Origin of the sequence: Dyadobacter sp. SG02, assembly GCF_900109045.1 — a bacterium.
Taxonomy (GTDB): Bacteria; Bacteroidota; Bacteroidia; order Cytophagales; family Spirosomataceae; genus Dyadobacter.
The window spans coordinates 14,635-41,192 of the sequence record NZ_FNYL01000014.1 but is presented as its reverse complement, the minus strand read 5'-3'; the positions used below and the strand labels follow the sequence as shown (position 1 = coordinate 41,192).

Genomic DNA, 26,558 nt, shown 5'->3' with positions numbered 1-26,558 from the left:
TAGTTTTCTAAACTACTCACAACTCAAAAATGCAAAAGAAACCTTTACTGGCGCTGTTGCTTGCCGCAACTCTCTTAAACGCCTGTACCGACCATTTCCCTCAAAACCCTGTACAGGAAGATCCCTCGGCTTTCAAAGAAGTAGCGGGCGTGGACCTGGGTAACCTTGCCGCGGCTGAAATTTCAGCCTATGATCCTGCGTCCAAAAGACTTTTCACGGTGAATAATGAAAAGGCGGCCATCGTGGATGTGCTCGACCTTTCGCAATTCCCGGCCATCACGAAATTGCAACCGATCGACGTTTCGGCGCTGGGCGGCGTGGCCAATAGCGTGGCGGTGTCGAACGGAAAACTCGCGATTGCCCTCGAAGCGACCAACAAGCAAGCGAACGGCAGCGTGATTGTACTCAATACCAGCACATTGCAAACGATCAAACAGATCACCGTCGGCGCATTGCCGGATATGGTGACATTCAGCCCGGACGGACGGTTTATCGTAAGCGCCAACGAAGGCGAGCCCAATGCCGATTACAGCGTAGACCCCGAAGGTTCGGTATCCATTATCGATGTCACAAATAATTACAGTGTTAAAACACTCGATTTCGCCGCATTTGAGAACTCTTACAATCTGCTGGCGCCACAAGGCTTCCGCAAATTCGGTCCTAAGGCGACATTCGCGCAGGATATCGAACCCGAATACGTTGCCATCTCGGACAACTCCCAAAAGGCATTCGTGACCTTGCAGGAAAACAACGGTGTAGCGGAAATCGACCTGATCAGCGGTAAAATACTGGCACTTCACCCGCTGGGAACGAAGGATATCAGCTACCTGCTCAATGCCCTCGACGCCAGCGACGACGATAAGAAAGTGGAACTGAAAAACTGGCCGATCAAATCGTTCTATCTGCCCGACGCGATCACGTATTTCTCCGTCAACGGCACCCCCTACCTGATCACCGCCGACGAAGGCGACGCCCGCGAGTACAGCACATTCGACGAGCAGAAACGCGTAAGTTCGCTCAAACTGAACCCGGTTAATTTCCCCAACGGCGACGACCTGAAAAAGACTTCGAACCTCGGCCGCCTGCGCGTAACGAGCACGCGTGGCGACTTCGAAAACGACGGTACCTACGAAGAACTTTACAGCTTCGGCGGACGCGGTTTCAGCATTTTCTCCGCGGGTAACATGAAACGTATCTATGAATCGGGCAATTCCCTGGAAAAAGAGGTGATCAAAGCAGGCATTTACGACGATACCCGCTCGGACGACAAGGGTGTAGAACCGGAAGGCGTTACCGTAGGCTGGATGAACGGCAAACCCGTGGCATTCATCGCGATGGAGCGTGTGGACGCGATCGGCGTTTACGACGTGAGCAACCCTTCTGCCCCGCAATTCCTGCAAATCATCAAAACCGGCGACGCACCGGAAGGCGTGCTGTTCATCCCATCGGACAAGAGCCCGAACGGTAAAAGTTTGCTCGTGACGAGCAACGAAGAGGATGGGACGGTGAAATTTTACCAGCCGTAATTGTTATGTCACGTTGAGCTGGCGTTATGTCAGTCTGAGCCGACCGGTCCGCTCAACGTGACAGTTCGCTCAACGTGACATTAACGTTCTGCAAATGTGTCGCCCCCTTCGGCTTCTACCCCTGTTCGCTCCCCTATCACCAATGCAGCCCCGGTAACCGCCGTGGCAGTCACGATTATATCAAACAAAACACTTACCGTCACCGCAATCGGTTCCGAAACGCCCAGCAGCACCGAGCCGCGCAAGTATACGAGCTCGCGAACGCCTATGCCGCCGATGCTCAGCGGGAATACCGTCGCGATCGAGGAAAGCAGGAAAAGTAATGCGTAGTCGGCCCAATGGCTGGTTTCGCCCATGGAATAGAGCAGGAAACCGGTACAAATGATCTGGAAAACCTGGGTACCGAAAGAAAGCAACAGAATACGCCCCAACACGGGGATGATGCCCGGCAGCCATTTTTTTGCACTCCACCAAAGTGTCCCCGCGCCGGGTAATGCCAGGGCGGGAATGAGGGCGATGAGTTTGTTGTCGTAAAACCGGACCATGGCAATGATACCGGCAAGCAAGCCGAGCATAATAAACCCTATGATGCGGTCCCACAGCAAAATACGCGTGAGCAGCATTGTGCCGTTTGCAGGATAATGCTGTTTCAAACGGAGCAACTTGTACGCATCACCGCCCAGTCCGCCGGGGAGAAACATGCCGTAAAACATGCTGATCCAATGCAAATGTATCCCGCCGTAATGCGACAGCCCGACTTCGTGCGCCCGAAGGATGGTCGTGAGCCGCATTGCCGCGGTAATGCGTGAAGCGAGGTAGGGCACCAATGCCAGCGCCAGCAACAGCTTATCGGCCTTGCCGATGGCCTTCGACACACTTTCCAGGTCGATCCGGTGAAAGACCCACCACAGCAGCGCTACCGTTATGGATAATTTCAGCAGCCATTTCAGGTATTTCATCATGCGTCAGTCCCTTTTCAAATGCACGAGACCGATGTTCTTGCATGCTTCCAGGCGGGTTTGGGGATTAATAAAACCGGGTTTTAGCTTGGTTGTGTCAAAATCCAGGTAATGGTACGCCTCGTGCGCCCGCAAGCCTCCCGCCTGCTGCAATGCGAAAATTTCGTCGATCGGCCCGACCACCCAGAAATCTTTACGGGCAACCAGCGCCACCGGATCGGCCTCGGCGTAAAAGTAGCCGGAATAGTAATTCAGCGTAGGACTTTCCCAGTTCATCACGAAAATATTGTCCTCTTCCAGGGCCAAATCCTTCACTTTGGCCGCAATATGCTGCCCGGCCTGGTAGCGTTGCAGTTCATAGTAAAAACTGCCGTTCATCAGCACATTCACCAGTACCGATGCGCTCAACGAAATGCCCACCAGCTTAGATGGCCAGCCCGGCGTCACGCGCCATTCGTAAATGACCAGATACAAGGCGGGAATCACCAGTAAAACGATCGCATAGGCTTTGACGGGGAATAAACAGATGTTGATGAACAGCCCGAGCAGTATCATTACTATGGCCACGAACTTTTGTATACCATTGAGCACCTTGCTCTCCCGGCTCCCCGCATGCACTTTTTCCAGCTCGCCAGCAATCAGGATCGCGAAGAACGGGAAGAGAATATTGAGGTAATGCGGCAGACGGAAATTGGAAGCGGTGAGAATGCAGAGCATTACGACGATCGTCGTCCAGCTCAATATTTCGCCGTTTTTTTCAGGAAAAAATCTTCTTTTAATTAATTCAAAACCTCTTTTAAAAACAGCCCAGTAACCGAGCAAACACCACGGCAAAAGCGCCCAAAGCAACGAATGGAAGAACAGGAACGGATCGTTACCGCCCGAGCTTCCCCAGTTCACGCCGTTGAGCCGCTCGGTATTCTGATGAAAGAGGATGAACGAAACGCCGGAAGTACGCGTCATGCCGCGAATGACTTTGCCGGGGTGCAGATCATACTGTAAATAATAGGAATACAATACCGGACTGATAAACAGGAAGAAAAGCGGCATGGCCCAGATCCATTTCAGCGAGAATATAAACCGCCAGTTCCGCGTGTACAGCAACTGCGAGCCGACAGCGATCACCGGTACCGCCGCGCCCGACATGCCTTTCGTAGCAAACGATAATGCGAGCACGAAGGTACCGGCGATCAGCATGCCCGGTTTTAAGGTAATGGTGTATTCGTGAAGCAGCCAGGTGGCTGTAATGATAAAAGAAAGCAACAAGGCGTCCATCCTGACGTCGTTGTGCGCGAGAATATAAGCCTGCGTCGAGACGAGGATCAGCACCGCATGCATACCGGCTTGCCTGCTGTACAGCCGCGCAGCCAGGCGGTAAGTGGCGTAAATGCCGGGAACGGCCAATAGCAGGCTCGGTAGTTTGTACGACAACGTCCCGATCCCGAACAGCATATCGCCCAATGCGGAGAGCCAGAAAAGCATATGCGGCTTGTCGAGGTAGTCGCGGCCGCGGTCGATGAGGCTCACGTAGTCGCCTGTGACGTGCATATGCATGCCTATGAGCGCGTGATGCGCGCTGTCGTTATCGAAAAGTGGCAGTAGCAATCCCAGGATGTAGATCGCCAGGATGAGCCCGGCATACATATACCGGATGTAAGCAGGATGTGTTTGCATAGAAGTCTCAGGATCTCACGGGTTCGCCGGTTCTGCGGTCTTGTCTGAATGAATGACCGTTTCGGTTGGCGGTTTCACCCGCGGTCTCCGGCCCATGCATGATTTCGCGGATAACGTAGGGCGCTTTGCCGGAGCCCTCGTAATAGCTGCGCATGAGCATTTCGGCAATCAGTCCCATCAGTATCACTACAATCCCGCCCAGCGACAATGCGAGCCCAGCCAGCGTGCCGGTGGTTCCCGAAAAAAGTTTCAGCATTTGCCAAAGCAGCAGTAGCATGCCCGCAGCCAGGAATGTCCCGCCCAATGCGCCGAAAAGATGCATCGGCTTCCGCATCCAGCGCTGCATGTAGACCATCAGCAGGAGATCGCCGAGTACGCGCGTGGTGCGGCCGAGGCCGTATTTGGATTGTCCAAAGCGGCGCTTGTGGTGGCGCACGGGCACTTCGGTCATGCGGGCGCCGCCGATGTTGCCTAGTACGGGGATAAAGCGGTGCAATTCGCCGTATAGCCCGAGGCGTTCAGCCGCTTCCCTTTTGAAAACTTTGAGCGTGCAGCCGTAGTCGCGGAGGTGTACGCCCGTGAGGTTGCGGATCATGGCGTTGGCAATGCGGCTGGGCAGTTTTCGGAGCAGCCAGCCGTCGAGGCGGTTGGCGCGGTAGCCCGCCACGATGTCCCAGTGACCGGCACGGGCGTGTTCGAGCATGGCCGGAATGTCGGCCGGGTCGTTTTGCAGGTCGCCGTCGAGGGTGGCAATGTATTCGCCCGAAGCATGGGCGATACCGGCGGCCATGGCGCTGGTTTGCCCGAAATTTCGGGTCATACTGATGATCTTCAACCGTTCTCCGCCTGCTTGCCTGAGCATTTTCACGGTGTTGTCGGTAGAGCCGTCGTCGACCGCGACGATCTCGTAATCAAAATTTTTCATGGTATCCCGCACTGCTCGGAGCAGATGGGGCACGTTGTCCTGCTCGTTGAAAAGGGGGATTACAATTGAAATTTGGCAACCCTGGCTTTTCCTTATTTCGGGAAACAAATCATACGACGCATGCAGATCGAAAAATCCTTCCATTATAATCGAAACGATGTGGGTGGTTGTTGATGTAACCGGACCGCGGAGTCCTTGCCCGGTAACAATGGAGATTACGCGCGGGTTTGCCTGTTTTTCATTACTAATAATTTCATAATAGTGGCACCCCGACCGGCACCTATCTTTCTCAATTTGATTACATTAACACAATATTTACCTCAAATGAAACCTATCAGGTATCTCCGTATAAACCGGGTTCCACTTATAGAAATATTTAACTAAATTCGACACCAGTCACCTCGATATACTACATACTCTATGAAAAAAACTTTACTCATCGCTTGCCTGGCCGTGACATGCGCCCACATTGCCCGGGGCCAGGTCGGCAGGCCACAGCTGAATGCCTTCGCCGCCCAGACCGGCGCCGTACCGACGGTCGACCAGGCGACGAATGCGCTCAGTTTCCTCCGGTTTCCCGCCCAACGGGCCCACGCGGTGCCGGGTAATGATGTGAGCCAGAAAGCGGCCGGTTTTGTGACCGGTAACCGCGCCATGCTGGGCCTGCGGCAAAACGAAGACGGTTTTCGTTTTCGCGCGCAGCGGACCGACGCCCACGGGTTCCAACATGTGACATTGGAGCAGACCTACCAGGGCGTTCCGGTGTTCGACGGGATTTACAAATTCCATTTCAACAAAAACCTCGACCTCACCGCCGTCAACGGTAACCTGGTCACGAATATTAAAGTCAATGTAGTGCCCGGGCTGGCCCAGCACGAGGCGGAAGCGGCGGCCGTCGCATTCGTGGAAGATCAGTTAATGAAAAAACTCGACAGTCCGCTGCGGGCCGAAAAAAGTGCCCTTTATGTTTTCCAGAAGGGGCTCGCGCAGGGTTACAACGGCGAGAAATCGCTGGTGTACGAAGTGGAGGTCCGCAACAATCACGGCATACGGGAATTTCTGTACATAGATGCGCACAGCGGCGGGCTGGTGGAGCAATTTACGGGGGTGCACGGCATTCAGCGGAAGCTGTACGAAACGTCGATCAGCGTGCCGAACCTCCGCTGGCAGGAAGGCAATGCATTCCCCGGCAGCCTCGATACCTGGCAGCAGTCGGAAGTGGAATCGGCCGGTTTCATTTATAATCTCATGAAAAATACCTTCGGCCGGACGTCCTATAACGGCTCCGACGCCGTGATGATCACGATCAACAACAACCCGCTGGTGGGCTGCCCCAATGCAGCGTGGGACGGCGTTGCGGCCAGCTATTGCACCGCCACGGCTTCGGACGATGTGGTGGCCCACGAATGGGCGCACGCGTACACGGAGTATACGAGCGGGCTCGTGTACAGCTGGCAGCCAGGCGCGCTCAACGAGGCTTTTTCGGACATCTGGGGCGAGGTGGTAGACCAGCTCGACGGCTACATGGACAGTGGAGAAAGCGCATTGCCCCGCAACGGCTGCGGCAGTTCGCAGCGCTGGCAAATGGGCGAAAAGGCCAGTGCCTTCGGCGGGGCCCTACGCGATATGTGGAGCCCTACCTGCTTCGGGCAGCCCGGCAAAGTGACCGACCCGCAATACTGGTGCTTTCCCGAGGACAATGGCGGCGTGCATATCAACAGCGGCGTGCTCAACCATGCATTCGCACTGCTGGTCGATGGCGGTACGTATAATGGACAGTCCATTACCGGGATCGGGATGGTGAAAGCCTCCCACATTTTCTGGCGGGCGCAGTCGGAATACATGACCCGAACCACCGATTTCGCGGCGGTGGCCGACATGCTGGAAGACGCCCTGCAATCGCTCACCGGCGCCCCCCTGCTTTCGCTCACGACGGGCGCCGCCGCCGCGGGCACTTCGGCCGACGTGATCAATGCGAGCGACGCCATCCAGCTCGCAAAGGTGATCCAGGCCGTGGAGCTACGTTCCGAAACCCGGTGCGTCTATACCACCCTCCTGAAACCCTCCGCACCGCTTTGCGAAGGTGCCAACCAGGGTAATGCATTGTATTTTGAAGGTTTCGAAAGCGGGCTAACCGGTTTTACCACCAGCTTCTCCACCTCTTCCGCCAGTTGGGAAGGGCGCAGCTGGGTGCAGGCTAACGCGCCCGGCGGACGCAACGGCAAAGTTGCCTTCGGTATCGACTACCCGGGCGGTGATTGCATCAATTCGTTTCAGCACGGCATGATCCGCATGGAAAGTCCGCTGATTACCATTCCGGCCGGAACGACGGGAAACCTCGCAATGGCATTCGACCATTACGTAGCGACCGAAGAAGGCCGCGACGGCGGTAATATCAAGTATTCGATTAATAACGGGGTGTGGACCCTCATACCCGCTACCGCATTTACGGCTAACCCCTATAACATGAGCCTCACCACGGCCGGGGCGGGCAATTCCAATCCTTTGCAGGGCCAACCCGCTTTCAGCGGCTCGGACGGCGGTACCGTGGCGGGTTCCTGGGGGCAAAGTCAGATCAACCTCTCCACGCTGGGGCTGCTTCCGGGTAATACCATCAGGTTCCGTTTCGAAATGGGTACCGATGCCTGCAATGCGATTGACGGCTGGTACATCGACAACCTGCGCGTGTACACCTGCGCGACCACGCCGGCCGTACATTTCCTGACAGCCTCGGCGCGGGTGAACGAAGGCGAAGCGACCATCGGCTCAGGCTGCCTGGATTATATCGACAAGATCGTGACCGTGCAGATCGACAAGGCACCGTCGCAGCCCGTTAACGTTATCCTGAACCCGCCGGGAGGAAGTGCCAAACAAGGGACTACCGCGGATTATACCATTTCACCGACTTCTTTCAGTCTGTCGGCCGCCAACCCGAGCCAGAATATCCTCGTCCGCATTTACAACGACGCCTACGTGGAAGGTACCGAGAACATCACACTTTCCTACACCGTCAATTCGAACGGAGGCACGGGCTATGCCGCATCGGAATTGCAGCATTTCGAGCTCCTCGTGAATGACGACGACCTTACGCCCGGCATTTATACCGATATTTTACTGAATTCCACTTTCGAAGACGGCCCTGGCGACTGGCAGGTGCAGAATGGCGGCAATAGCGCCCATACCTGGATCGTGACACAGTACGGGAATGCGGGTGTCAATGGATCGCCTTTCTTTTTTGTGAACAGCAATACCACCCAGGGCAACGCGATCCTGATCGACGAGTACCTCGAATCCCCGCCGGTGAATACTTCGGGACGTGAAAATATCCTGCTGACATTTTCGCAGGTATGGCTTCCTTTCACCGGAAGCTATTCCGAGACGGGCACCGTGCAGGTATGGGATGGAATCAACTGGCACGACCTGCTGGTCCAGAATGAAGCCACAGGTCCGCTCGGCGACCTGATTACCTTCGATCCCGATCACCAAAGCATCGTGATCCCGGCGCAGTATGCCAACCCGAATATGAAGGTACGGTTCCGTTACGTGGCGAATTCGGAACGGTGGTGGGCGATCGACGATGTTAAGATCAGCGCCTCGCGTGCAGACGCGATCCTGACGGCCGTCAACACCGGCAATGCCGACCAGCAATACCTCGGACCGAACGAAACGGCGGTATTTTACGATCCGTCGTCCGGCAATATCGTGGCGAAGATCAGGAACCTCAGCGCCCACGATTACGGCTGCACCACCGTAGAAGTGGATCGCGCCGGTACCGATGCCGTGCCGTTTTCCAATTTTTACATTACCAATAAAACTTTCAAGGTAACGCCGACCAATAACAACCCGACCGGCAGTTATGAGATCACGCTTTATTACAAATCTTCGGAACTACCTACTTTCAACGGCTCACAGATCAAGTCCATGGGCAAACGGGAAGGCGGTATCCCGAACGGTACCAGCGCGCCGGTGTTCGTGGCCGTGCAGTCTGCCGCGGCAATGAATACGGACTATGCATTCACCGCCACATTCGATAGCGGCTTTTCGGGCTTCGGGCTTTCCGACGCGCCTCCGGGCAGTGCATTGCCGGTGACGCTCATCCGCTTCGAGGGCAGGAATACGCAGGAAGGCAACCGGCTGGAATGGCGTACCAGCGCCGAGCAGGACAACGCTTACTTTTTGGTTGAAAAAAGCATGAACGGCCGCACATTCACGGAGACGGGCAGGGTTACCGGCGCCGGAAACTCCTCCGCTGAGAACCACTACCATTTCACGGATACCGATTTCGCGGCGGGAACTACCTACTACCGACTCAAACAGGTGGATTTCGACGGGAAATATGAATACAGCCGCATTATTTCCATTGATGCATTACTGGCCGGTGGAATGCGGGCCTACCCTAACCCGGTGCAGTCGATGCTGCAAATCGAACTTCCCGGCCAGCAAAACGGCTTCGTGAATGCGGAGCTGATCAATGCTTCCGGACAAAAAGCGATGGTTCGCGAGAAAGTCGCGGTGCAAAACGGCAAGCTGCAAATACCGGTAGGAAAGCTGGCTTCGGGCATTTACCAGGTGGTAATCTCCGGCAGCGGCAAGATTCACCGGTTGTCCGTATTCAAGCCCTGAGTACCGGCACGGGAGCAAAAAAAATGGGCTGCATTGTTCGTGCAGCCCATTTTTTTATCAAAACTATATTCAAAGAAGCGCCTGCCTGACTTTCACCAGCCAATCGGCAATTTCTTTGGCGTCGGAATCTTTGTTATACACATTCACGTCGCCTACGCTTTGCAGCAATACGGCATTGTAGGTTTTCGACGCCGGATCGTACCGGTATACATAATAAGAGCTGCCGCCCATATCCGCACCCACCTGGGCGGGATCAGTGAACTCTTTGTCGCTCACGTGCCTCAGTTTATTCACATACTGTGATAGTTCGTTGGCCGGCACCGTGTAGCCGGCCAGCTTGGTTTTCGAAATCCGGTCGTTCATTTCAGTAGCGGTAAACGGACCGGACGAGGCAAATTTCCAGTCTTTGGGCTTGTCGTACGTGTACACGCGGCCCGACTTGTCGATCAGGAAACCGTTGTTCTGGAAACCCCACGCGTAATTCACGTAGTCTACTTCAAAGAGAATTTCCTGCTCGTCGGAAACGGGAATCTCCTCATCCGAACAGGCGGGTAATGCGATTGCCGCGGCAATCACGCACAGAGAGATTAAAAACGATCTGGTTTTCATGACGTTGTCCGCTAACGGGATTAAAGTTACAAATTTTCCATCAACCAAAAACATGACAAACCAGACCGTTTAAAGGTTGTCATCGACCATTGTTATTCAGGATTCTGCACCAGCGATGGGTTTAGTACCGTCTGCGAATTACTCGACAGCGATATATTTGCCGGAGCAAGCTTCTATACAGCCATAACCAAGAGTAACCTTGCTGGCCGACAACTCCGAATAATACCAAGTATGCGACGGCTGGCTTCTATCGATCGGGATCAGTTCGATGCGTTTGTCGTCGAGCACCTTGTAAGCATTGAACAACGGCACCGACGATTGCCCCTGGCCCTTCGTCTCTACAAACTCACCGTTTTCCCTGAACTCGATGGTATGCGCGACGTCGTCCTTCACTTCGCGGTAGGTACCACTCCCATTGCCCGGGTCGGACAGGTATTCGACGATCTTCCATTTACCGATCAGGCCATTGTTTTCTTTCATAGCTCTTTTCGGTGCATCGTCGATCGGATCGGCGCCATCGTTTTTACAGGCGACTACGGTCAGGATAAGCATCAGGGCAAAGAGTAAATGGGTAGTTTTCATGGGCTAAGAATTAAATTGGTTTCGGTTACATAGATTCCCGCGTCCCTGTTTTCGTTGGAACTAACTAAAAATTTTGTCCCCTACTCCCCATCACCCCTACCGCTGAATCGTCCGAAACGTCAAATTAATCCTCGGCCCGTTCTGCGTTTTCGATTTCGGGATGCGGTGCTCCCAGGTATGCTGCAAATCGCCCTTCATGATCAGCAGCGAGCCGTTTTCCAGTGTTAACCCGTATTTGCGGGAGTAGTCGGGCCGGTACCGGAACTCGAACCGCCGCTCCTGCCCCAGGCTCACCGAAGCGATCACCGGATTCCGGCCAAGCTCGTGCTCGTTGTCGCCGTGCCAGGCAACGGAATCGTTGCCGTCGCGGTAGTAATTGAGCAATACGCTGTTGAATGTAAAGCCCGTCTTCTCTTCGATGTGCAGTTTGAGGGCCGCTAATTCGCTCGTCCACACATAAGGCTCGAACCTTGTTCCCGAAAACGTATATGATTGGCCGGCATCGCCGTACCAGGCCATGAGCCGTGGCGCGGTGACCTCCTTGCCGTACATTTGCATTACCTGCGTCCGCCACGGTACTTCGGCGATCCATTGCCGGATCAGGTCCGCGCTTTCGGCGGGCGGAACAAAACCGGGATAATATTCGAGCAGGGCCTCGGGAAATTGCAGGGCCTCCTGCGAGCCGAAAAGGCTTAGTTGTTTCATGAAGTTTGTTGATCAGTGTTTTTTCCGAACGATAACAACAAACTTCATGAAAAAGTCTCGCTTAAACCTGCCCGGCAGCTACCGGCAATGCTACAATGCTTCCCGGTTCCACCCATTGCACTTCCACATTTTGCGATTCGGCCTCGCGGGCCAGGTCCGCTTCCATATCCGGGAACTGATGGTACATACCGTCCTTATGAAACCCGTAATGAATCGGCACCAGCACATCCGCATTCAGGAGACGCGTCACCGTGATCGCCTGCAAGGGCGTGAGCGTAATAGGGACGAGCGTAGGCGCCACGCGCGGGATGTTTACCACCGCGCCATTCACGGGCAGGAACACTGCATTGAAATGCTCCCAGCTTTTGCCCAGTTGCCAGAACTGGTTATGCCACATCGTATCGCCGCCGTGGAGAATGCGCTGCCCATCGGCCTCGATCACCCAGGACACCTGCTTGTCGCCGACACCGTCCATGGCGAATACGGCCGTAATGGTAAAATTCCCTACCTGCGCCGGGGTATTCAATGCGAGTCCCAGCGGTGCGAAACCGTCGTTCGCCACTTCGGCGACGATCTGGTCGGAGACGATGAAATGGCCGTCCGGTTTGAGAACGGTGCGGATCGCGTCGGGATCGTAGTGGTCTGAATGCAAATGCGTGATGAGTACCACGTCAGCCAGGGTGCTTTCTACAAACCGGACGGGGTTTTCGGGCCCGATGGACGCACCGCGCTGGTAATTCTGTACGGCATCTATGATCAATATCTGGCCATTGGATTCCACTTTCAGGCCTGCCCAGGATAATCTTTGAAGTTTCATGTGCTGTTGCATTTAGTACATGACAAAAGTATTTGTTTTAGACATATGAGAAAAATGATTTATTTTGATAAAAATAATGAACAATACTCATGATATGCTAACACTCCAACACCTCTATATCATTGAAAAAATCACCAGCGAAGGCTCGGTAACCAAAGCCGCCGAGAAGCTGAACCTCACGCAATCGGCATTGAGTCACCAGATCCGCGACCTGGAATCGGCCAGTGGCGTGAAGCTCTTCAACCGCATCGGCAAAAAACTGGTGCTGAACGAAGCCGGCCAGCGTGTCGTGAGCAGCTCTCAGAAAGTACTGCCGGTGATCCGTGAACTGGAAGCGGAACTGAAAGAAATGCGGGAAGGAAAGAAGCAGACAATCCGTATCAGCACCGAATGCTACACTTGTTACCATTGGCTGCCGCGACTGCTCCTTGATTTTCACGAGGACTTTCCGGGCACCGACATTCAGATCGTAGCGGAAGCCACCCGGCGCCCGATGGAATACCTCGAAGCCGGCAAGCTTGAACTGGCGCTGGTGAACGGTACCATCAGCAACAGCAGCCTGCATTTCGAGCCGCTTTTCGAAGACCGGATGGTGACATTACTGTCGGATAAGCATCCGCTCGCATTGCGCAATACGCCGCTTGAATTTTCGGACATGCATTCCGAAACGCTGGTGGCATTCCAGATCAGCAGCAACAGCAATCTGATTTCACCGGACCTGGTGTCCAATCTTTCGCCTAAAAAGATCATTCATATTCCCATGACCGAGGCAATCGTGGAAATGGTGCGGTTTGGAATGGGCATCACGGTGATGGCCGAATGGGCGGCCCGCCAATACCTGAGTACCGGCGGGCTTACCGCATTGCCTTTCCGTTCGGAGATCGGTACACGTCACTGGTACGCGTGCACGCACAAGGACCGCAGCGACGCATTGAGCGGGCTCGTGGGCAGGATTCAATCGGCGTTACTTGGGACGACGAACCCGGTCCTGGCCTGAATTCAGGGCATTTCGTAGCCGGTAATGCCCTGTTTTCTCAGCTTTTTGATGAGAAGATTGCGCCCGCGGAGCAGTTGGGAGCGTGAAGTACTGTCGGTAATGGAAAGCGCCTGGGCGATTTCGATATGCGAATAGCCGTCGATGAGGTTGAGGTTTACAATCCTTTTATAGCCTTCCGGCAGTTGCGCGATCATCTCGTCGATCACCCCCACGCTGAGCTGGTCGATCATGCAGGTATGGTCGTTGGACTCGAAATCCATTGGCGACATGTCCATAGAATGGTTCAGCGCTTCCTTTTTATGGCGATGGTAAGAGTTGATGGCCGTGCGGGTAACGACGGCCCGCATCCAGGATTCGATCGATTCGGGGTTTTGGACGCCGTGGAGGTGCCTGAAAATCTTGACGAACGACTCCTGGTAAATGTCCTCCGCCTCCATGCGCGTGCGGGCGAAGCGTGTGCATATACGCATGAGATCGGTCCGGAACCGGTTGTAGAATAGCGTTTGCGCGCGTTGGTCGTTATGCTGGCAAGCCGTGACTAGGTCGGTCAACGTGCGGTTGTTCTTTTTGATAGATGCCTTCATGAGCTGTAAAAGGAAGTTGGGTAGTGACAGACAGGTAATCGATGTCTGTTAATACCCCAGGCCTTTCAACCTTATCGGCATGTGTCAAAAAAACGGAAAATAACAAAGGCCGGAAGCTTACACGCTGCTTCCGGCCTTTTGATATTCAATGGCGTATATTAGAATTTATAAGCCACGCTCAGTGTAGAGTTTCTGGGCTTCTGCGGGTTCACCGACCAGTAACCGATGTAATATTCCTTGCTGGTGAGATTGTTCACGTTCAACGAAATCCGGAAATGGTTTGCATTGTAGAACACGCTCGCGTTGAGCAAAGTGTAGCTTGGCAGGGTGAACACGCCGGTTTTACTGTTATCGATCACCTTGTATTCGCCGGCGTAGTTTCCACCGAAACCAAAGCCGGCGTTTTTCAATGCTCCGCTGTTAATGCGATAGGTAGCCCAGAAGTTGGCCAGATTTTGAGGGCCCTGTCCGCCGATCGCCCGGCCGGGTTCGCTGTAAAAGTCCTCGGGATCGCCTGAGATCACTTTCGTTTTGTTATGGCTGAAACCCGCAATGAGGTTCAGGCCCGTTACGGGATTAGCCACAATGTCGAGTTCGAAACCTTTGCTGCCTACTTTTCCGCCCTGGTTGTAGTCGAGAATATTGGCGGGATTAGGCATTACGCGGTCGGTTACCTTGATGTCGTAGACCGAAAGCGTGGCAGCCAGTTTGTCGGAGAAGAGGTTGGTTTTAATACCATACTCCCATTGATCGGCATGTTCGGGGCGGAATGATTTTACACGCGGATTGGTGCCGTCGGCGTCGGTAACCCGGCGGGGCGCGACGTTGATGAATGCATTCATGTAGTTCGCAAATAGCGAAAGTTTATCAATCACCGGCTGGTACACGATCCCGAACTTCGGCGACAACGCCCATTGATCGTAATCGTCCTCGGAAGTGCTGCGGTCGCCCCTGGAATCGAAACGATCGGCGCGCAAACTCACCATCGCGCTCAGTTTCGGGGTAAGGTTCAGCACGTTGGAAGCGTAAAAACCCAGGGATGAGTTGGAGATATTGCTCGGGCCGCCTTCCGTTCCCGCCAGCAGGTTATCGACCGACGCTTGTGTGAGGTACACCGGCGCGAGTGTATCGCCCGAGAATGGATCTACGTAGTTCACGTCGCCCTGCGGTGTTACATTACGTGCCCAACCCCAGCCGGAGCCATTATCAATCACATTTCTTTTGAAATAATCCACCCCTACCAGCAGTCGGTTCCGCATGTTTCCGATCTTGAAATCGCCATTGAAATTCTGCTGAATATCAGTCGTATTGGTCGTTTGCTGCTCGTTATGGAAATATTGGCTAAACCAGTTATCTCCGGAAACATCGTCCCAGATGTACGTGTAAATACCGTTCGACTTCACCGTTCCTCTTGAAAATACGGTCTGCGAAGTCCATTGGTCCGACAGCTTGTAAACCGCCTGTGCCTGCAAATTGAAACGCGGGTTGCGGATCGTCAGGTCGTTCGAGGTAAATGAAAGGCGCGGGTCCAGGTTCAGTTCTGCGATGTTCTTGAACGGCAGCGGGCTGAAACGGTCAGAATGGAAGAATACCGGCGGTACAGCCCTTTCTTCATTAAGAATTTCAGTGAGGAAATGGAAAGTAAGCTTGTCGTTCACCTCATACACCAATGCGGGGGCGATGAAGAATGACTTTTTAAAACCTGCATCCTGGAAACTGTTTTCGGAATGGTAAGCGGTGTTCACGCGCAATGCGATTTTATCCGCCTTGCTAAGCGGGGTGTTAATGTCCGCCGTGACGCGGTTCAGTCCGAAACTACCTGCGTTGTAGCCGATTTCACCTCCAAACTGGTGATAAGGTTTTTTGGTGATCGTGTTAATAATACCCCCATAGCCATAGAAAGAACCGCCAAACAGCGTACTGGACGGCCCTTTGATCACCTGGATCTCTTCGACGTTGGAAGGATCAAGGTTACCGCTGGTGATGCCCGGGAGGCCGTTGTAAAGCAATGGCTGTGCTTCGAAACCGCGTAATGCAAAGTAGGAAGCCCCATCCCCTCCCCTGCCTGTCGACTCCCAGGTACGGGAAATGCCCGGCACATTGCGCATGGCGTCGTCGTAGCTTGTAATGCCCTGCTGTTTCATGATTTCGGCGGAGACCGTACTGTAAACCTGGGGGTTTTCGAGCTTTTTCAGAGGAATTTTGGCTACGATCACATTCTCGCGGTTCAGGTTACGCGCGGATACGATCACTTCCTGCAACTGCGACGCATTTTCTTTCAGCGTAAAATCCAGTGAAATAGTACCGCCCGCCGTCACTTCGATCGTCTGTTCCTGTTTTTCAAGGCCGATGAACGACGCAACGAGCCGGTGCACCCCCGGTTGAATATTTTTGATCTGATATTTACCGTTCCGGTCGGTCAATGCGCCCTTGGCGGTACCCTTCACATTGACCGTCACGAGCTCCACCGGCTCGCCGTCCGAAGTCAGCACCGATCCGCTGATGGTACAATTTTGCGCAAATGCTTTCGCAACAACTAAATAGAAGGTTAATGCGAGTAGAAATAGCTTTTTTGTCATAGCATAGATTTAGATTTCGCGCAAAAATATTATTTAAACTAAATCTAAACAACAAAAAAGAAGAAAGATCGCCTGCCAGCTTCTCGCTTCGCAGGCCCGGAAATCCAGGTATACTATTTCAGTTTACCCGAATTCACGTAAAAATCAGACAAGAGGGACAGGAACTCATCCTTGCGCCGCCGCGAAACCTCGATTTCCGTATTATCGCTCATCCAGACCTGCCCGCCGTCGCCCTTGACGTACCGCTTGATGTGTTCGAGGTTGATGATATTGGATTGATGCACACGGAAGAAATAGTAATTGTCGAGGATTTCCTCATACTCTTTCAAAAGCCGTGAAACGACGATGGCAGGACCTTTGACGAGGTGGAATTTGGTGTAGGAACCCAGTGACTCGCATTGGATAATGTCCGTCATTTGCACGAAATGGATGCCCTCCGCGGTAGGCAATGCAATGCGCTGATGATCGTTACGCTTCCGCTCGATCAGCCTCGGAGCACGGACGGGGTCCAGCTGCTCGTGCAAAATCCGCAGCTGCTCGGGATTCACGCTCCCTACTTTGTTCCTGAACTTCGCGACGGCAGTTTGCAGTTCGTCGGGGTCGATGGGTTTGAGCAGGTAATCGATCGCGCTGAAACGGAATGCACGGATGGCATACTCCTGGTAGGCCGTCGTGAAAATGACCCCAAAATCAATCTTCTCGAAGCTGGAAAGCAGGTCGAAGCCATTTTTACCTGGCATTTGAATGTCGAGGAAGATCAGGTTTGGACGTTCCTGCCGGATGAGCGAAATGCCGACGTCGGCGTTCCGCGCCTCCCCGCAAACTTCGACTTCCGGACACACAATCCGGAGCAGGTTGGTAAGCGCCTCGCGGGCATTCGTTTCGTCGTCGATAATGACAGCGCGTAGAGATTGGGTCATAACTTATACATTTTCAATAGGGATAATCATTTTTACCAGCGTTCCGGCCGGCTTGTTCCGGTCGTCGAAAAGGTCGACCATTTCAATGCGGGCCTCGCTGTCCTTGTGCCGCAGCGCCTCGAAAATACCCCGCGTCATCTCCTGGCCGCGCGAAATATGCCCTTCTAAACGGGGCGCGAAATCGCGGCCTACGCCATTGTCCTCGATCGTGCAGAGAATGTGCCGGTCGCTGAGGCGGGCGGTGATCGTCAGTTTCTTTTCCCCTTCTTTGGGCATCAGTCCATGCCAGATCGCATTTTCCACGTATGGCTGCAACAGCATCGGCGGCAGCTGGGTATCCAGAAGCACGTCATTTTCTTCAATATCAAAAGTGTAGGTAAACTCGTGATTGAACCGGAAAGATTCGATCTCGACATACATCCTGAGCGTATCGATGATCTTCTCGAAAGACAAATACTGATGGTTGGAGTTCTCCATAATGCGCCGCACCAGCTTCGAAAACTTGGAAAGGTACTTGGCACCCTCCACGCCACGATTGGTAAGCAGATAATTCTGCACTGAATTGAGGGAGTTGAAAAGAAAATGCGGGTTCATTTGCGACTGTAATGCTTTCAGCCGCCATTCGGTGATCTGGTGGTCGAGCCGGTTCCGCTCCGCCAGCGTGTTGACCCGCCAGCGCATCATGGCGACGATCAGCCCGGCGATCGTAAGACCGATAAGCACCCGAAAAAACAAGGTACTCGTAAAATAAGGATTGATCGTGAGCCTTACCACGAGTGGTTCCTTGCTTGCTACGCCCGACGCATTGCTGCTTCGCACGCGTAACGTATACGAGCCCGCGGGCAGGTTCGCGAAAGAAACCGCATGCTCATTGCCAATGTCCGACCATTCATCGTCATAACCTTCCAGCTGATAACTGAAACGATTCTGCGAGGCGGGTTCGAAATTCAAGGTGGTAAAACTGAAATTGACCGAATTCTCGTCCGGTTGCAGCACAATTTCGCTGGCAGGGTCCTGAAATACCTTTTTGCCTTTCACCTCCACCGAGGCCAGGGCAATCTCCGGCGAGCGGACATTGCCACCGAGGCGTTTCATGTCGAGTATGTTCAATGTGTTGATATATCCCAGCAGCAACTCACCCGGCGCATGGAAGTAGAAACCCACCGGTGCATTGCTGCGAAGGCCTTCGATCGTCGTGAGGTAACTGACGGACCGCGTTTTGGGATCGACGATGTGAATGCCCTCGTTGGTACTGAACCACAGGCGGCCGTCGGGCATCTCGGCGATATTGGAACAGTAAGTATCCTTCAAACTACCCGAATTAAAATCGAACGAATCTGTGATCAAACCGCTGGCCGCTATCCTCGAAACGCCGCCCCAGCTGGCAACCAGGATAGAGCCGTCGCGTGCGACCTGAATGGCATTGATGCAATCGCCGCCAAGCCGTCTGTTTTTATTCACAGCCAATTCCCGGAGATTGGTAAAAACAGCCCTTTTTTCATCAAAAAAGAACAATCCTCTCGAACAGGTGGCGATCCAGATCCTTCCGTCCGGTGTTTCGCGGATGCCTTTGATGTAACTCTGATGCACCAGTTTCCGCCCCTGCTCCGGCGCCCAAAGATGCAGTTCACGGTTCGTTACGGGGTCGATCACTTTCAGGCCCTCGTTGAGGTTGGCGATCCATAAACGGCCTTTGCGGTCCATTAATCCGTCCCGAAAATCGGGATTACTGAACAATTTCGCGGCTCCCGGCCAGCTCTGGAAGCGATCCGATGCGACATCACCCGTAAAAGTCCCTTTTTCCGTAAACACAAATGCCTTTCCTCCGATCACCCTGACTTTATTGGTGAAAGCCTCCGCCTGATCAAAGCGGTGAAGTTTGAACCGGTTCGAAGAAGGCTGCCAATGCAATACGCCCGAATGTGATAACCCGAGCCAGTAACTGCCTTCCTCCGCGGGCTCGATGCTTGTAACCTGCACAGGCAGGCGCACGACATCCGCCGGTATAGCCACCGTACGGACACCGATGTTCCGGTAACGGTATTTGAATATGCCGTCGCTCGTCCCGATCCACAGAATGCCGTTCGCCGCATCGTCGTACATGTCCTTGATACGGATGCCCTGATTGAAAAATTCGGGCAGGTGAAAAAGTTCGTCGCGCTCCGGGTAATATACGCTCACCCCGTCATTGGTCCCCACGAAAATCACCTTGTGACCATTCTCATCCCGCGATTCCCGGGCACAAACCACGTCATTCTGTTCAAAACCAGCTTTGCGGATCGAAAAACTGTGATCGGACGGCGAATATTTGATCAATCCAAATTCATAACCGCCGATCCAAAGGTTACCGGCAGCATCCTGCGAACCGCGGCTCAGGCGTATCGTGATACGGTTTTCGGGATAAATCGCCGCCGGGCCCAGCACGCATACCAGCTTGTCCTGCCGGCGGTCGTAATAATACAAACCCAGCTCCGAAACGATCCACAATACACGTTGACGGTCCTCGAAAAAGCTGGCGTATTGGTACACATCGCCTCCGTTGCCCGATGCGGCAAAAGTGTAGCGGGAAAGCTTCTTTTTCGCGATGTCGTACCGCTGCACCGAAGTATAATCGCAAACCCACATCTGATCGTACGAATCCACCATTCCCTGTTCGTGAAGGTCGTTACCGGTATCCTCGTCGTCGTAGTTATTGCGCACCAAGGTGGTCACCTCCATGGTATTACGATCAATCCTGGCAATGCCGCGTGTATCCACCGACGTGTACAAATCGCCTTTGGAATCCGTGGAAACACCTGAGCAATAGCCGAGCTGCAAACTATCGAGCCGCAGGAACGAATAACCATCGTAGCGGCAGAGATTCCGCCCCGTACCGATCCAGAGAAAACCGCGGCGGTCCTTGTTGAGGCACCAGACGTCATTCGAAGGCAAGCCCTCCTTTGTCGTGAGATGTTCGAGCGAGAGCATGGGCATCTGCGCGCAGACACTCCCGCCGAGGAGGAAAATGAGCGTCAAAAAAAACGTAATCCGCATGCGGGTTGAAGAAAGCTGAGCAAATAATATCTTTAAGCGCAACCGCCGGGCTTCTTACTCTCCGAGCCGCGCCACCGTGGCAGGCCGTTCCGCCCACGCGGGCAAGTGCGGCGCTGCATTATGCCTGCCAGCGCGACCGCGAACTTGGCTTTTCGCCTCCTCGGCATTGATTTTTTCGATGTAACAAAGTACGAGCAACGCCGCGAAAGTGAGGTAACCTAAAAATGTCTTCATAAGGGATGTGTGACCGACGTTCAAAAAAATACGAGGCTCAGCAGGATGATCACCGTGATCAGCAATAATGCAATCCAGTCGAACTCCCGGTCAAAAAACTTCCTGATCTCCCCTTTCACCAATCTCCTCCCCTCTTTTTTTGCCGGATTACCGCCTCTTTCCATACGCCTGTTGTTGAATTTTGATTGATTGATACCCTAAAAATCGCCCAAAACCGTACGGTAAAGGCCACCGCTTCAAATCCGGCACCACTCACCACATAGCTGGCGGAAAACATCTGATATCCGGAATGGCGCTTTATCGCCCTAACTTTCCACCCGCCCGCGGCACGATCGCTCCCGCTGCCACCAAGCCGCACAGCCGCCGCATATTACCGGGATATGAAATCAAAAAAATTTAAATTTTTTTAGGCGTTTAAATTTCTAAATCTGAGCCAATTGCGAAATTTCCTGCATTTCCGCCCAAAAAATAGTGCTCTCAAAATTTGTTTGATAAAATCCCAATTGTACTTTTGCACCACGATACGGCGCTGCGGCAGACAGATCGAAACAAAGAAAAGCCCGAATGTTAAGTTTTCATGAAGGCCACGGAGTTGTAAAGAGTCAGAAAAAGCGCCACTAACATATAGATCGATTCCGTAGCTCAGCTGGTAGAGCAATACACTTTTAATGTATGGGTCCTGGGTTCGAATCCCAGCGGGATCACTTGAAGAGGTAACAAAAAGCATCAAAAGCCTGCAAATCAAACGATTGCAGGCTTTTTTGTTTGCCCCTACTATACCAAAACGTTCAAATATTCTCAAAGTTTTGGTGAGTAATTCGGTGAGTCAATCAGCCTCAAAAGTTTACTCACCAGAATTCGCGTAACCAATTGATTTACAAGATGTCCATGCGGTGGACATCTTGCGCTGACTAGGCTTGCAAGACTACTTTTGTTCAACTATTAAACCTGTAAATGGTTATGAAAACAAAGCTGAGTCTGCTTTTCTATTTGAAGAAGCCGAGAAATTATCAAACCGGGCCTATGCCCATCTACCTAAGGATTACCGTTGAGAGTAAGAGGTCAGAACTTGCGACCGGACGTGAGTGCGACCCTAAGACCTGGAATACGGGGGCAGGTCGGGTGTTAGGTAACAAGGAGGCCGTGAAGTCACTCAACGCCTATTTGGGTAACCTCGAACAACAATTCTTGGACGCACATGCTTCCTTAATTCGCCAGGGCGAGCTTGCAACTGCCGAAAGCATTAAAAACAAATTCTTGGGAATCGGCCCAAAACAGCGAATGTTGATGGCGGTGATTGTAGAGCACAATCGGCGGATGCACTCGCTAGTTGGCCAGGAATACGCTATCGGAACATTCAAACGCTACGAGGTTTTGAGACGGCACACCGAAAGCTTCCTGAAAGCAAATTTCAATACAACCGACTTCGATATTAGCCGCATTGATTTTGCCTTCATCGCCGACTACGAGTTTCATCTCCGTTCGATCCGCAAAATGGGAAACAATGCAGTGGTGAAACACATGAAGATGTTTCGCAAAATTGTGAATATCTGCCTTGGGAATGGCTGGATGAATCTTGACCCCTATTTAAATTTCAAGGGTAAGTTCAAAAAAGTTGACAAGGCAATTCTCACAAAAGAGGAACTTGCCCTCCTTGCCGAGAAGCAGTTCGCGAGTGATCGGCTTACCCAGGTTCGAGATACTTTTCTTTTCTGTTGTTACACCGGCCTTGCTTACTCAGATATTCAGAGCCTCGAAAGAAGCGATATCGCGAGAGGAATTGATGGCGATCAATGGATTTTCACGCAGCGTACCAAGACTAACGTTAAGTCGCACATCCCGCTTCTTCCCGAAGCGCTGGCGATAATCGCGCGATACGAAGATGATCCTATTTGCGAGTCTCGCGGACTTGTTCTTCCGGTACCCAGCAATCAAAAAATGAACGACTACCTCAAAGAGATCGCAGTCGTTTGCGGTATCGATAAGGTTCTGACGTCGCATGTTGCCAGGCATACTTTCGCAACTACGATTACTTTGCAAAATGGTGTTCCAATAGAAAGTGTTTCCAAAATGCTTGGGCACACCAATATCCGTACAACACAGATTTATGCGAAAATCTTGGATTTGAAAGTAAGTGAGGACATGCAGGCTTTGAAAGGACGCATGGCTGTCAAAACTGTCGCAGGTCATTAATAGAAAGAACACAAACGTTGAGAGCCGTCAGGCAAGTATTGACGGCTCTTTTGTATATAAGTCATAAGAATTTCGGAAGAATTCTCAACAGGAAAGACACTATCAAAGCAATGTTTGGACAAACAGAACTCGGCAAAAGCGCAGCTAAATAAGTGGCCCCATTTTCCGAGATTCTCATAAGGTCGCCAAAAGCTTACGGCATAATGGCGGCCTTTTCTATTGCTAGTAGATGCCCGAAAGCCGGCCGCCAGCCTGCGGCACTTATTCCGTTTCCTTTTGGCTATATCCGGGGCCACTGATAGAAGGGCTTTCTTTTTTCTCGTTTTTTCTTTGTCAAACATTCATTTGAGGGAGCGAGAGGAAGAAGAAAGAAAACAATTTCTAACTTCTAACAGCTACGATCATGGCTCACAACATCAATTTCGACGAAAACACAGGCAAACACAATTTCTTCTCGGTCAAAGAAAAAGCTTGGCACGGCCTCGGTCAAATTGTCGACCAGTACCCTAACAGCAAAGACGCAATCTCCCACGCGGGGCTTGACTATCAGGTTGAAAAAGCAGATCTAACCGCACTGGTCAAAAATTCATCGAACCAACAACTAAACGGCTCCGCACTTGTTCCAGGATATTTCGCGACCATGAGAACAGACAACAATGCAGTGTTGGGCGTGGTTGGGAAAGACTATCAGATTGTGCAGAACCGGGATGCATTTACATTTTTCGATAGTATCGTCGAAACTGACGGAATCCTTTACGAAACTGCCGGTGCACTTGGCAAAGGTGAGCGGATCTTTATCACAGCGAAACTACCCGGATACATCCAGGTTGGTAGCAACGACATGATTGAAAAGTATCTGTTCCTGACAACCTCACACGATGGCAGCGGCAGTATCACGGCAGCGTTTACACCGGTAAGGATCGTTTGCACGAACACTTTAAATGCCGCTATGAAAAACATGACCAATGTCGTGAAGATCAGGCACACCAGTAACGCAGTCGAGCGATTGAGAACAGCTCATAAGGTTATGGGGATTGCCAACAAGTTTTCTGACGAGGTCGGAGAGATTTTTAATCATTGGGCCAAAAAGCCAATTACCGACCCTCAATTGAAAAAGTTGATTGAGATTGCCATGGCCCCTAACCGGGAGGTTCTTGGAAATATTAGGGACGGCAAGGTTAACGCGCTATCAACACAATTCACAAATATCGTGGACGACGTCTATGAGTATGCGCTTACAAATCCCACGCAGCAGCTGCCTACGACTATGGGAACGGTTTTCGGGGCATATAATGCTGTCACAGGCTATTTTCAGAATGTGCGAAAATTTCAGGACGACGAAGCCAAAGTAAAATCTATCCTGCTGGGCGGTACGGCACAGCTGAGGGCACAAACGACATTTAATCTTTGTGCCGACTTTGCCAAAAATGGAATTTCAAGCCTGAATCTGAATTAAGTTGGGGAGCTTAGCTCCCTTTACTTTTTTATATGCAAGCCGCCCACGATGTGAGGCTTTAATCAGCTCCCCATCGTGGGAAGTTCATTTGTAAGACATCTAAAACTGATTTTGCTATCGATTATTGAAAAGCTCGACGACTAGCAGAAATATTCCTGAGACGATAGCCAATGCTGAAACAATCATCAGGATTCCCTCAAGCGTTGATATAAAAAGGGCCGACCAGTATGTGGTGTAATGTTGGGCTCCTCCGTACCCTCTTCTGTTAAATCTGCGCTGGCTCACAAAGAGCCGGAGAGCGATACCAATTACGATAAGTACTACCCCATACATCATAACTGACGAAATGCTAAGTGCTAAAATCATGATCTTGGCGATTAGTGACTACGAAAACAACTTATCAAAAATACCATCGGCCATCTATTACCACAAGATCTGAGACAGGCCTCTACAGTATATTACGATTCGATTAGCCATATTTTACTTGCCACCCCAGGGTGGTAAGACGGCGTATACTTGATGTATCCCAAACTTTCAAGGTCCTGCAGACATTTGTGATACGTGGTTTGGCTTCGTGCCCTGGACATTTGCATGATCAGTCGACGTGTCACACGGAAAGGGCTTGATTGCTTGTTTTTATCCCAGAGCAGAACCAACGCCAGGTAAGTACCTACATGCCAAACTTTAACTCGCGCATCCCCCAGGATACGGTTCAGGTATTTTGAAATTGGACGCTCCATTATTTTTTTGGTTTTAAATTGTTTGATTGAAGCAGAGACTGAATGTCTTGGAACGCGTAATAGAAGGTTCCTCCAATCTTATTCGGCTTTAACTCCCCATTGATTCGAAGATTCTGTAATGTCCCGGAAGAAATATTGAGGAGCTTCCTGACCTCAGAGCTTTTCAACCATTTCTTCGGTTCGCTGGCAGAATTTGAAATAAACTGTTTCAAATCTTCTAACAGGTCGCGCCGCAGTTTTTGTAAATCTTCCCTCGTAATTAGCTCAACATTCATATCCCTCCAATTCAAAAGATTAACTTAATTCAATGGCTCCGGAAGAACAATCCGACTTGGCCGGTTTTTGTTGAATGACGGCTCGTATCGGATATATCCAAAGTCATTCAACTCGCGCACAGCTTTATAGTAGGTTTTACCGCTTGAAATCTTGGCAATCTGCATCAGCTCAAAACTGAACATAGCCAGACAGTTCGTCCCCAGTTTGTATGTCGTTTGAAGGATGGCAGTATAGACGCTGATATGTGTCACAGTAATCCTGGCGTCTGCACTGATATTTGTAAAAAATCCTTCCAAGTGCTTAGCTATATCCATATTTATTGACTGATAGACATAGCTTTGGATTTCTTCGTCTTTTTTCCCGGAGCAACGCCAGATCCGTCATCTGTCGCTAACTCACTCGACACTTTTTGCTCGTGTCTATTGGTATTCTCCTGCTTATTCTCATTAGACTGCTTCGTATGAAGCCGGTGCATATTGGCATCGAATACGGTTATCGTTTTAAATTGGGGATTGGCCTCGATGTATCTCCGGTGTTCGCTACCATTTTCCAAGAATGTGACCGCGTGCCTGTTTCCTTTTTGCAGTGAGTCAATGACTCTGCCACGATCTTGATTATTTTGCAGTTCTTTGACCGGCAGCCGGGAAAGCTCCTTCTCAAGGTCGAAGCCGTAGTTCTGATGAAATTGCTTGAGCTTAAAATTTCCTGCGCCGTCAGTTTGCTTGAAATCCATTTGAAGCCAGGCGTTGTAGATTTTTCCCTCCTTGTTTGTCAAATCTTTATTGACAGCCCGGCCACTCAGCAAATTGTACCCCTCCTTTAAAGTGATATTATTATCCTTTCCGATGTAGAAGGTTTGGTTTGCCTTTTCCGCAGCCTGATCAGGCTTTACTGATGTCTGATAGTTATTGAAGAAATACATATCGGTAACCGACGATTTTTTGAAATTCAGTGTGCTTTCCACCTCATCCTTACCGAATGCAGTTCGATGTTGTACAGTGAATTCAAGTGGCTGCTTTTTGATATTCTCCCTCAGCTGAGCCTCCAGCCCGTCGCCAAAACCTGAATACTTAACCTGATCGCGTAGGTATTCGAAATTTTTCTCATTCATGATTTCTATGATTTA

21 protein-coding genes and 1 tRNA gene are annotated in these 26,558 nt (G+C 51.8%); 6 read left to right on the top strand and 16 right to left on the bottom strand.

All coding sequences use genetic code 11. The features are described 5' to 3' along the window. The first annotated feature begins 29 nt into the window (after positions 1 to 29). Entirely contained in the window at positions 30 to 1,526 is a 1,497-nt protein-coding gene (locus BMW93_RS27305) for a choice-of-anchor I family protein (protein ID WP_090383960.1), read from the top strand. 80 nt (positions 1,527 to 1,606) lie between these two features. Here BMW93_RS27305 and BMW93_RS27300 read toward each other — a convergent pair whose 3' ends face one another. The 3 genes from BMW93_RS27300 to BMW93_RS27290 are packed head-to-tail and all read right to left on the bottom strand — an operon-like array spanning position 1,607 to position 5,192. After that, entirely contained in the window at positions 1,607 to 2,488 is an 882-nt protein-coding gene (locus BMW93_RS27300) for a lysylphosphatidylglycerol synthase transmembrane domain-containing protein (protein WP_090383958.1), read from the bottom strand. Between the two features lie 3 nt (positions 2,489 to 2,491). After that, positions 2,492 to 4,159 (bottom strand): glycosyltransferase family 39 protein, encoded by a 1,668-nt coding sequence (locus BMW93_RS27295; protein ID WP_090383956.1) that lies wholly within the window; start codon positions 4,157 to 4,159, stop codon positions 2,492 to 2,494. Positions 4,160 to 4,166: 7 nt separating this feature from the next. Further along, entirely contained in the window at positions 4,167 to 5,192 is a 1,026-nt protein-coding gene (locus BMW93_RS27290; RefSeq protein WP_255372360.1) for a glycosyltransferase family 2 protein, read from the bottom strand. 312 nt (positions 5,193 to 5,504) lie between these two features. Between BMW93_RS27290 and BMW93_RS27285 the strand changes: the two genes are divergently transcribed. Further along, positions 5,505 to 9,707, top strand: coding sequence for a M4 family metallopeptidase (locus BMW93_RS27285; RefSeq protein ID WP_090383950.1), 4,203 nt, complete (start codon positions 5,505 to 5,507; stop codon positions 9,705 to 9,707). A gap of 69 nt (positions 9,708 to 9,776) precedes the next feature. On the opposite strand, the gene BMW93_RS27280 is transcribed toward BMW93_RS27285, so the two are convergent. The 4 genes from BMW93_RS27280 to BMW93_RS27265 form a co-directional block, all read right to left on the bottom strand. Then, positions 9,777 to 10,316 carry a hypothetical protein gene (locus BMW93_RS27280; RefSeq protein WP_143061737.1) on the bottom strand — a complete coding sequence of 180 codons (540 nt, stop codon included), beginning with the start codon at positions 10,314 to 10,316 and terminating at the stop codon, positions 9,777 to 9,779. 138 nt (positions 10,317 to 10,454) lie between these two features. Then, positions 10,455 to 10,898 carry a hypothetical protein gene (locus BMW93_RS27275; RefSeq protein ID WP_143061736.1) on the bottom strand — a complete coding sequence of 148 codons (444 nt, stop codon included), beginning with the start codon at positions 10,896 to 10,898 and terminating at the stop codon, positions 10,455 to 10,457. Positions 10,899 to 10,994: 96 nt separating this feature from the next. Then, positions 10,995 to 11,603 carry an alpha-ketoglutarate-dependent dioxygenase AlkB gene (locus BMW93_RS27270; protein WP_090383942.1) on the bottom strand — a complete coding sequence of 203 codons (609 nt, stop codon included), beginning with the start codon at positions 11,601 to 11,603 and terminating at the stop codon, positions 10,995 to 10,997. Positions 11,604 to 11,664: 61 nt separating this feature from the next. Further along, complete coding sequence (locus BMW93_RS27265) at positions 11,665 to 12,420, bottom strand: MBL fold metallo-hydrolase (protein ID WP_177194220.1); 756 nt, start codon at positions 12,418 to 12,420, stop codon at positions 11,665 to 11,667. 94 nt (positions 12,421 to 12,514) lie between these two features. Between BMW93_RS27265 and BMW93_RS27260 the strand changes: the two genes are divergently transcribed. After that, positions 12,515 to 13,417, top strand: coding sequence for a LysR family transcriptional regulator (locus tag BMW93_RS27260; protein ID WP_177194219.1), 903 nt, complete (start codon positions 12,515 to 12,517; stop codon positions 13,415 to 13,417). Between the two features lie 2 nt (positions 13,418 to 13,419). Here BMW93_RS27260 and BMW93_RS27255 read toward each other — a convergent pair whose 3' ends face one another. From BMW93_RS27255 to BMW93_RS35585, 6 genes are all read right to left on the bottom strand, one after another. Beyond that, positions 13,420 to 14,001 carry an RNA polymerase sigma factor gene (locus tag BMW93_RS27255; RefSeq protein WP_090383933.1) on the bottom strand — a complete coding sequence of 194 codons (582 nt, stop codon included), beginning with the start codon at positions 13,999 to 14,001 and terminating at the stop codon, positions 13,420 to 13,422. Positions 14,002 to 14,159: 158 nt separating this feature from the next. Then, the gene (locus tag BMW93_RS27250) at positions 14,160 to 16,580 is read right to left on the bottom strand and encodes a TonB-dependent receptor (protein ID WP_090383930.1); all 2,421 of its coding nucleotides are present in this window, start codon (positions 16,578 to 16,580) and stop codon (positions 14,160 to 14,162) included. Positions 16,581 to 16,693: 113 nt separating this feature from the next. Next, positions 16,694 to 17,500: a LytTR family DNA-binding domain-containing protein gene (locus BMW93_RS27245; protein ID WP_090383927.1), complete on the bottom strand. Its 807-nt coding sequence runs from the start codon at positions 17,498 to 17,500 to the stop codon at positions 16,694 to 16,696. A gap of 3 nt (positions 17,501 to 17,503) precedes the next feature. Beyond that, the gene (locus BMW93_RS27240) at positions 17,504 to 20,533 is read right to left on the bottom strand and encodes a two-component regulator propeller domain-containing protein (RefSeq protein ID WP_090383925.1); all 3,030 of its coding nucleotides are present in this window, start codon (positions 20,531 to 20,533) and stop codon (positions 17,504 to 17,506) included. A gap of 54 nt (positions 20,534 to 20,587) precedes the next feature. Next, positions 20,588 to 20,767 carry a hypothetical protein gene (locus BMW93_RS27235; RefSeq protein ID WP_090383922.1) on the bottom strand — a complete coding sequence of 60 codons (180 nt, stop codon included), beginning with the start codon at positions 20,765 to 20,767 and terminating at the stop codon, positions 20,588 to 20,590. A gap of 20 nt (positions 20,768 to 20,787) precedes the next feature. Further along, entirely contained in the window at positions 20,788 to 20,931 is a 144-nt protein-coding gene (locus BMW93_RS35585) for a hypothetical protein (RefSeq protein WP_177194218.1), read from the bottom strand. Between the two features lie 467 nt (positions 20,932 to 21,398). Between BMW93_RS35585 and BMW93_RS27230 the strand changes: the two genes are divergently transcribed. The 3 genes from BMW93_RS27230 (at position 21,399) to BMW93_RS27215 (ending at position 24,416) form a co-directional block, all read left to right on the top strand. Beyond that, a tRNA-Lys gene (locus BMW93_RS27230) sits at positions 21,399 to 21,471 on the top strand. A 256-nt stretch (positions 21,472 to 21,727) separates the two neighbouring features. Next, on the top strand, positions 21,728 to 22,960 hold the full coding sequence (locus BMW93_RS27225; RefSeq protein WP_177194217.1) for a site-specific integrase: 1,233 nt from the start codon (positions 21,728 to 21,730) through the stop codon (positions 22,958 to 22,960). Positions 22,961 to 23,363: 403 nt separating this feature from the next. Beyond that, a complete protein-coding gene (locus BMW93_RS27215; protein ID WP_090383915.1) occupies positions 23,364 to 24,416 on the top strand; it encodes a DUF932 domain-containing protein in 1,053 nt (350 codons plus the stop codon). Positions 24,417 to 25,155: 739 nt separating this feature from the next. Here BMW93_RS27215 and BMW93_RS27205 read toward each other — a convergent pair. From BMW93_RS27205 to BMW93_RS27195, 3 genes are read right to left on the bottom strand one after another with little or no spacing between them, the layout of a single operon-like run. Then, on the bottom strand, positions 25,156 to 25,431 hold the full coding sequence (locus BMW93_RS27205) for a helix-turn-helix domain-containing protein (protein WP_090383910.1): 276 nt from the start codon (positions 25,429 to 25,431) through the stop codon (positions 25,156 to 25,158). A 24-nt stretch (positions 25,432 to 25,455) separates the two neighbouring features. Beyond that, entirely contained in the window at positions 25,456 to 25,746 is a 291-nt protein-coding gene (locus tag BMW93_RS27200) for a hypothetical protein (protein WP_177194216.1), read from the bottom strand. 2 nt (positions 25,747 to 25,748) lie between these two features. Beyond that, positions 25,749 to 26,543, bottom strand: a complete 795-nt coding sequence (locus BMW93_RS27195; protein WP_090383905.1) for a hypothetical protein — start codon at positions 26,541 to 26,543, stop codon at positions 25,749 to 25,751. Positions 26,544 to 26,558 lie beyond the last annotated feature (15 nt).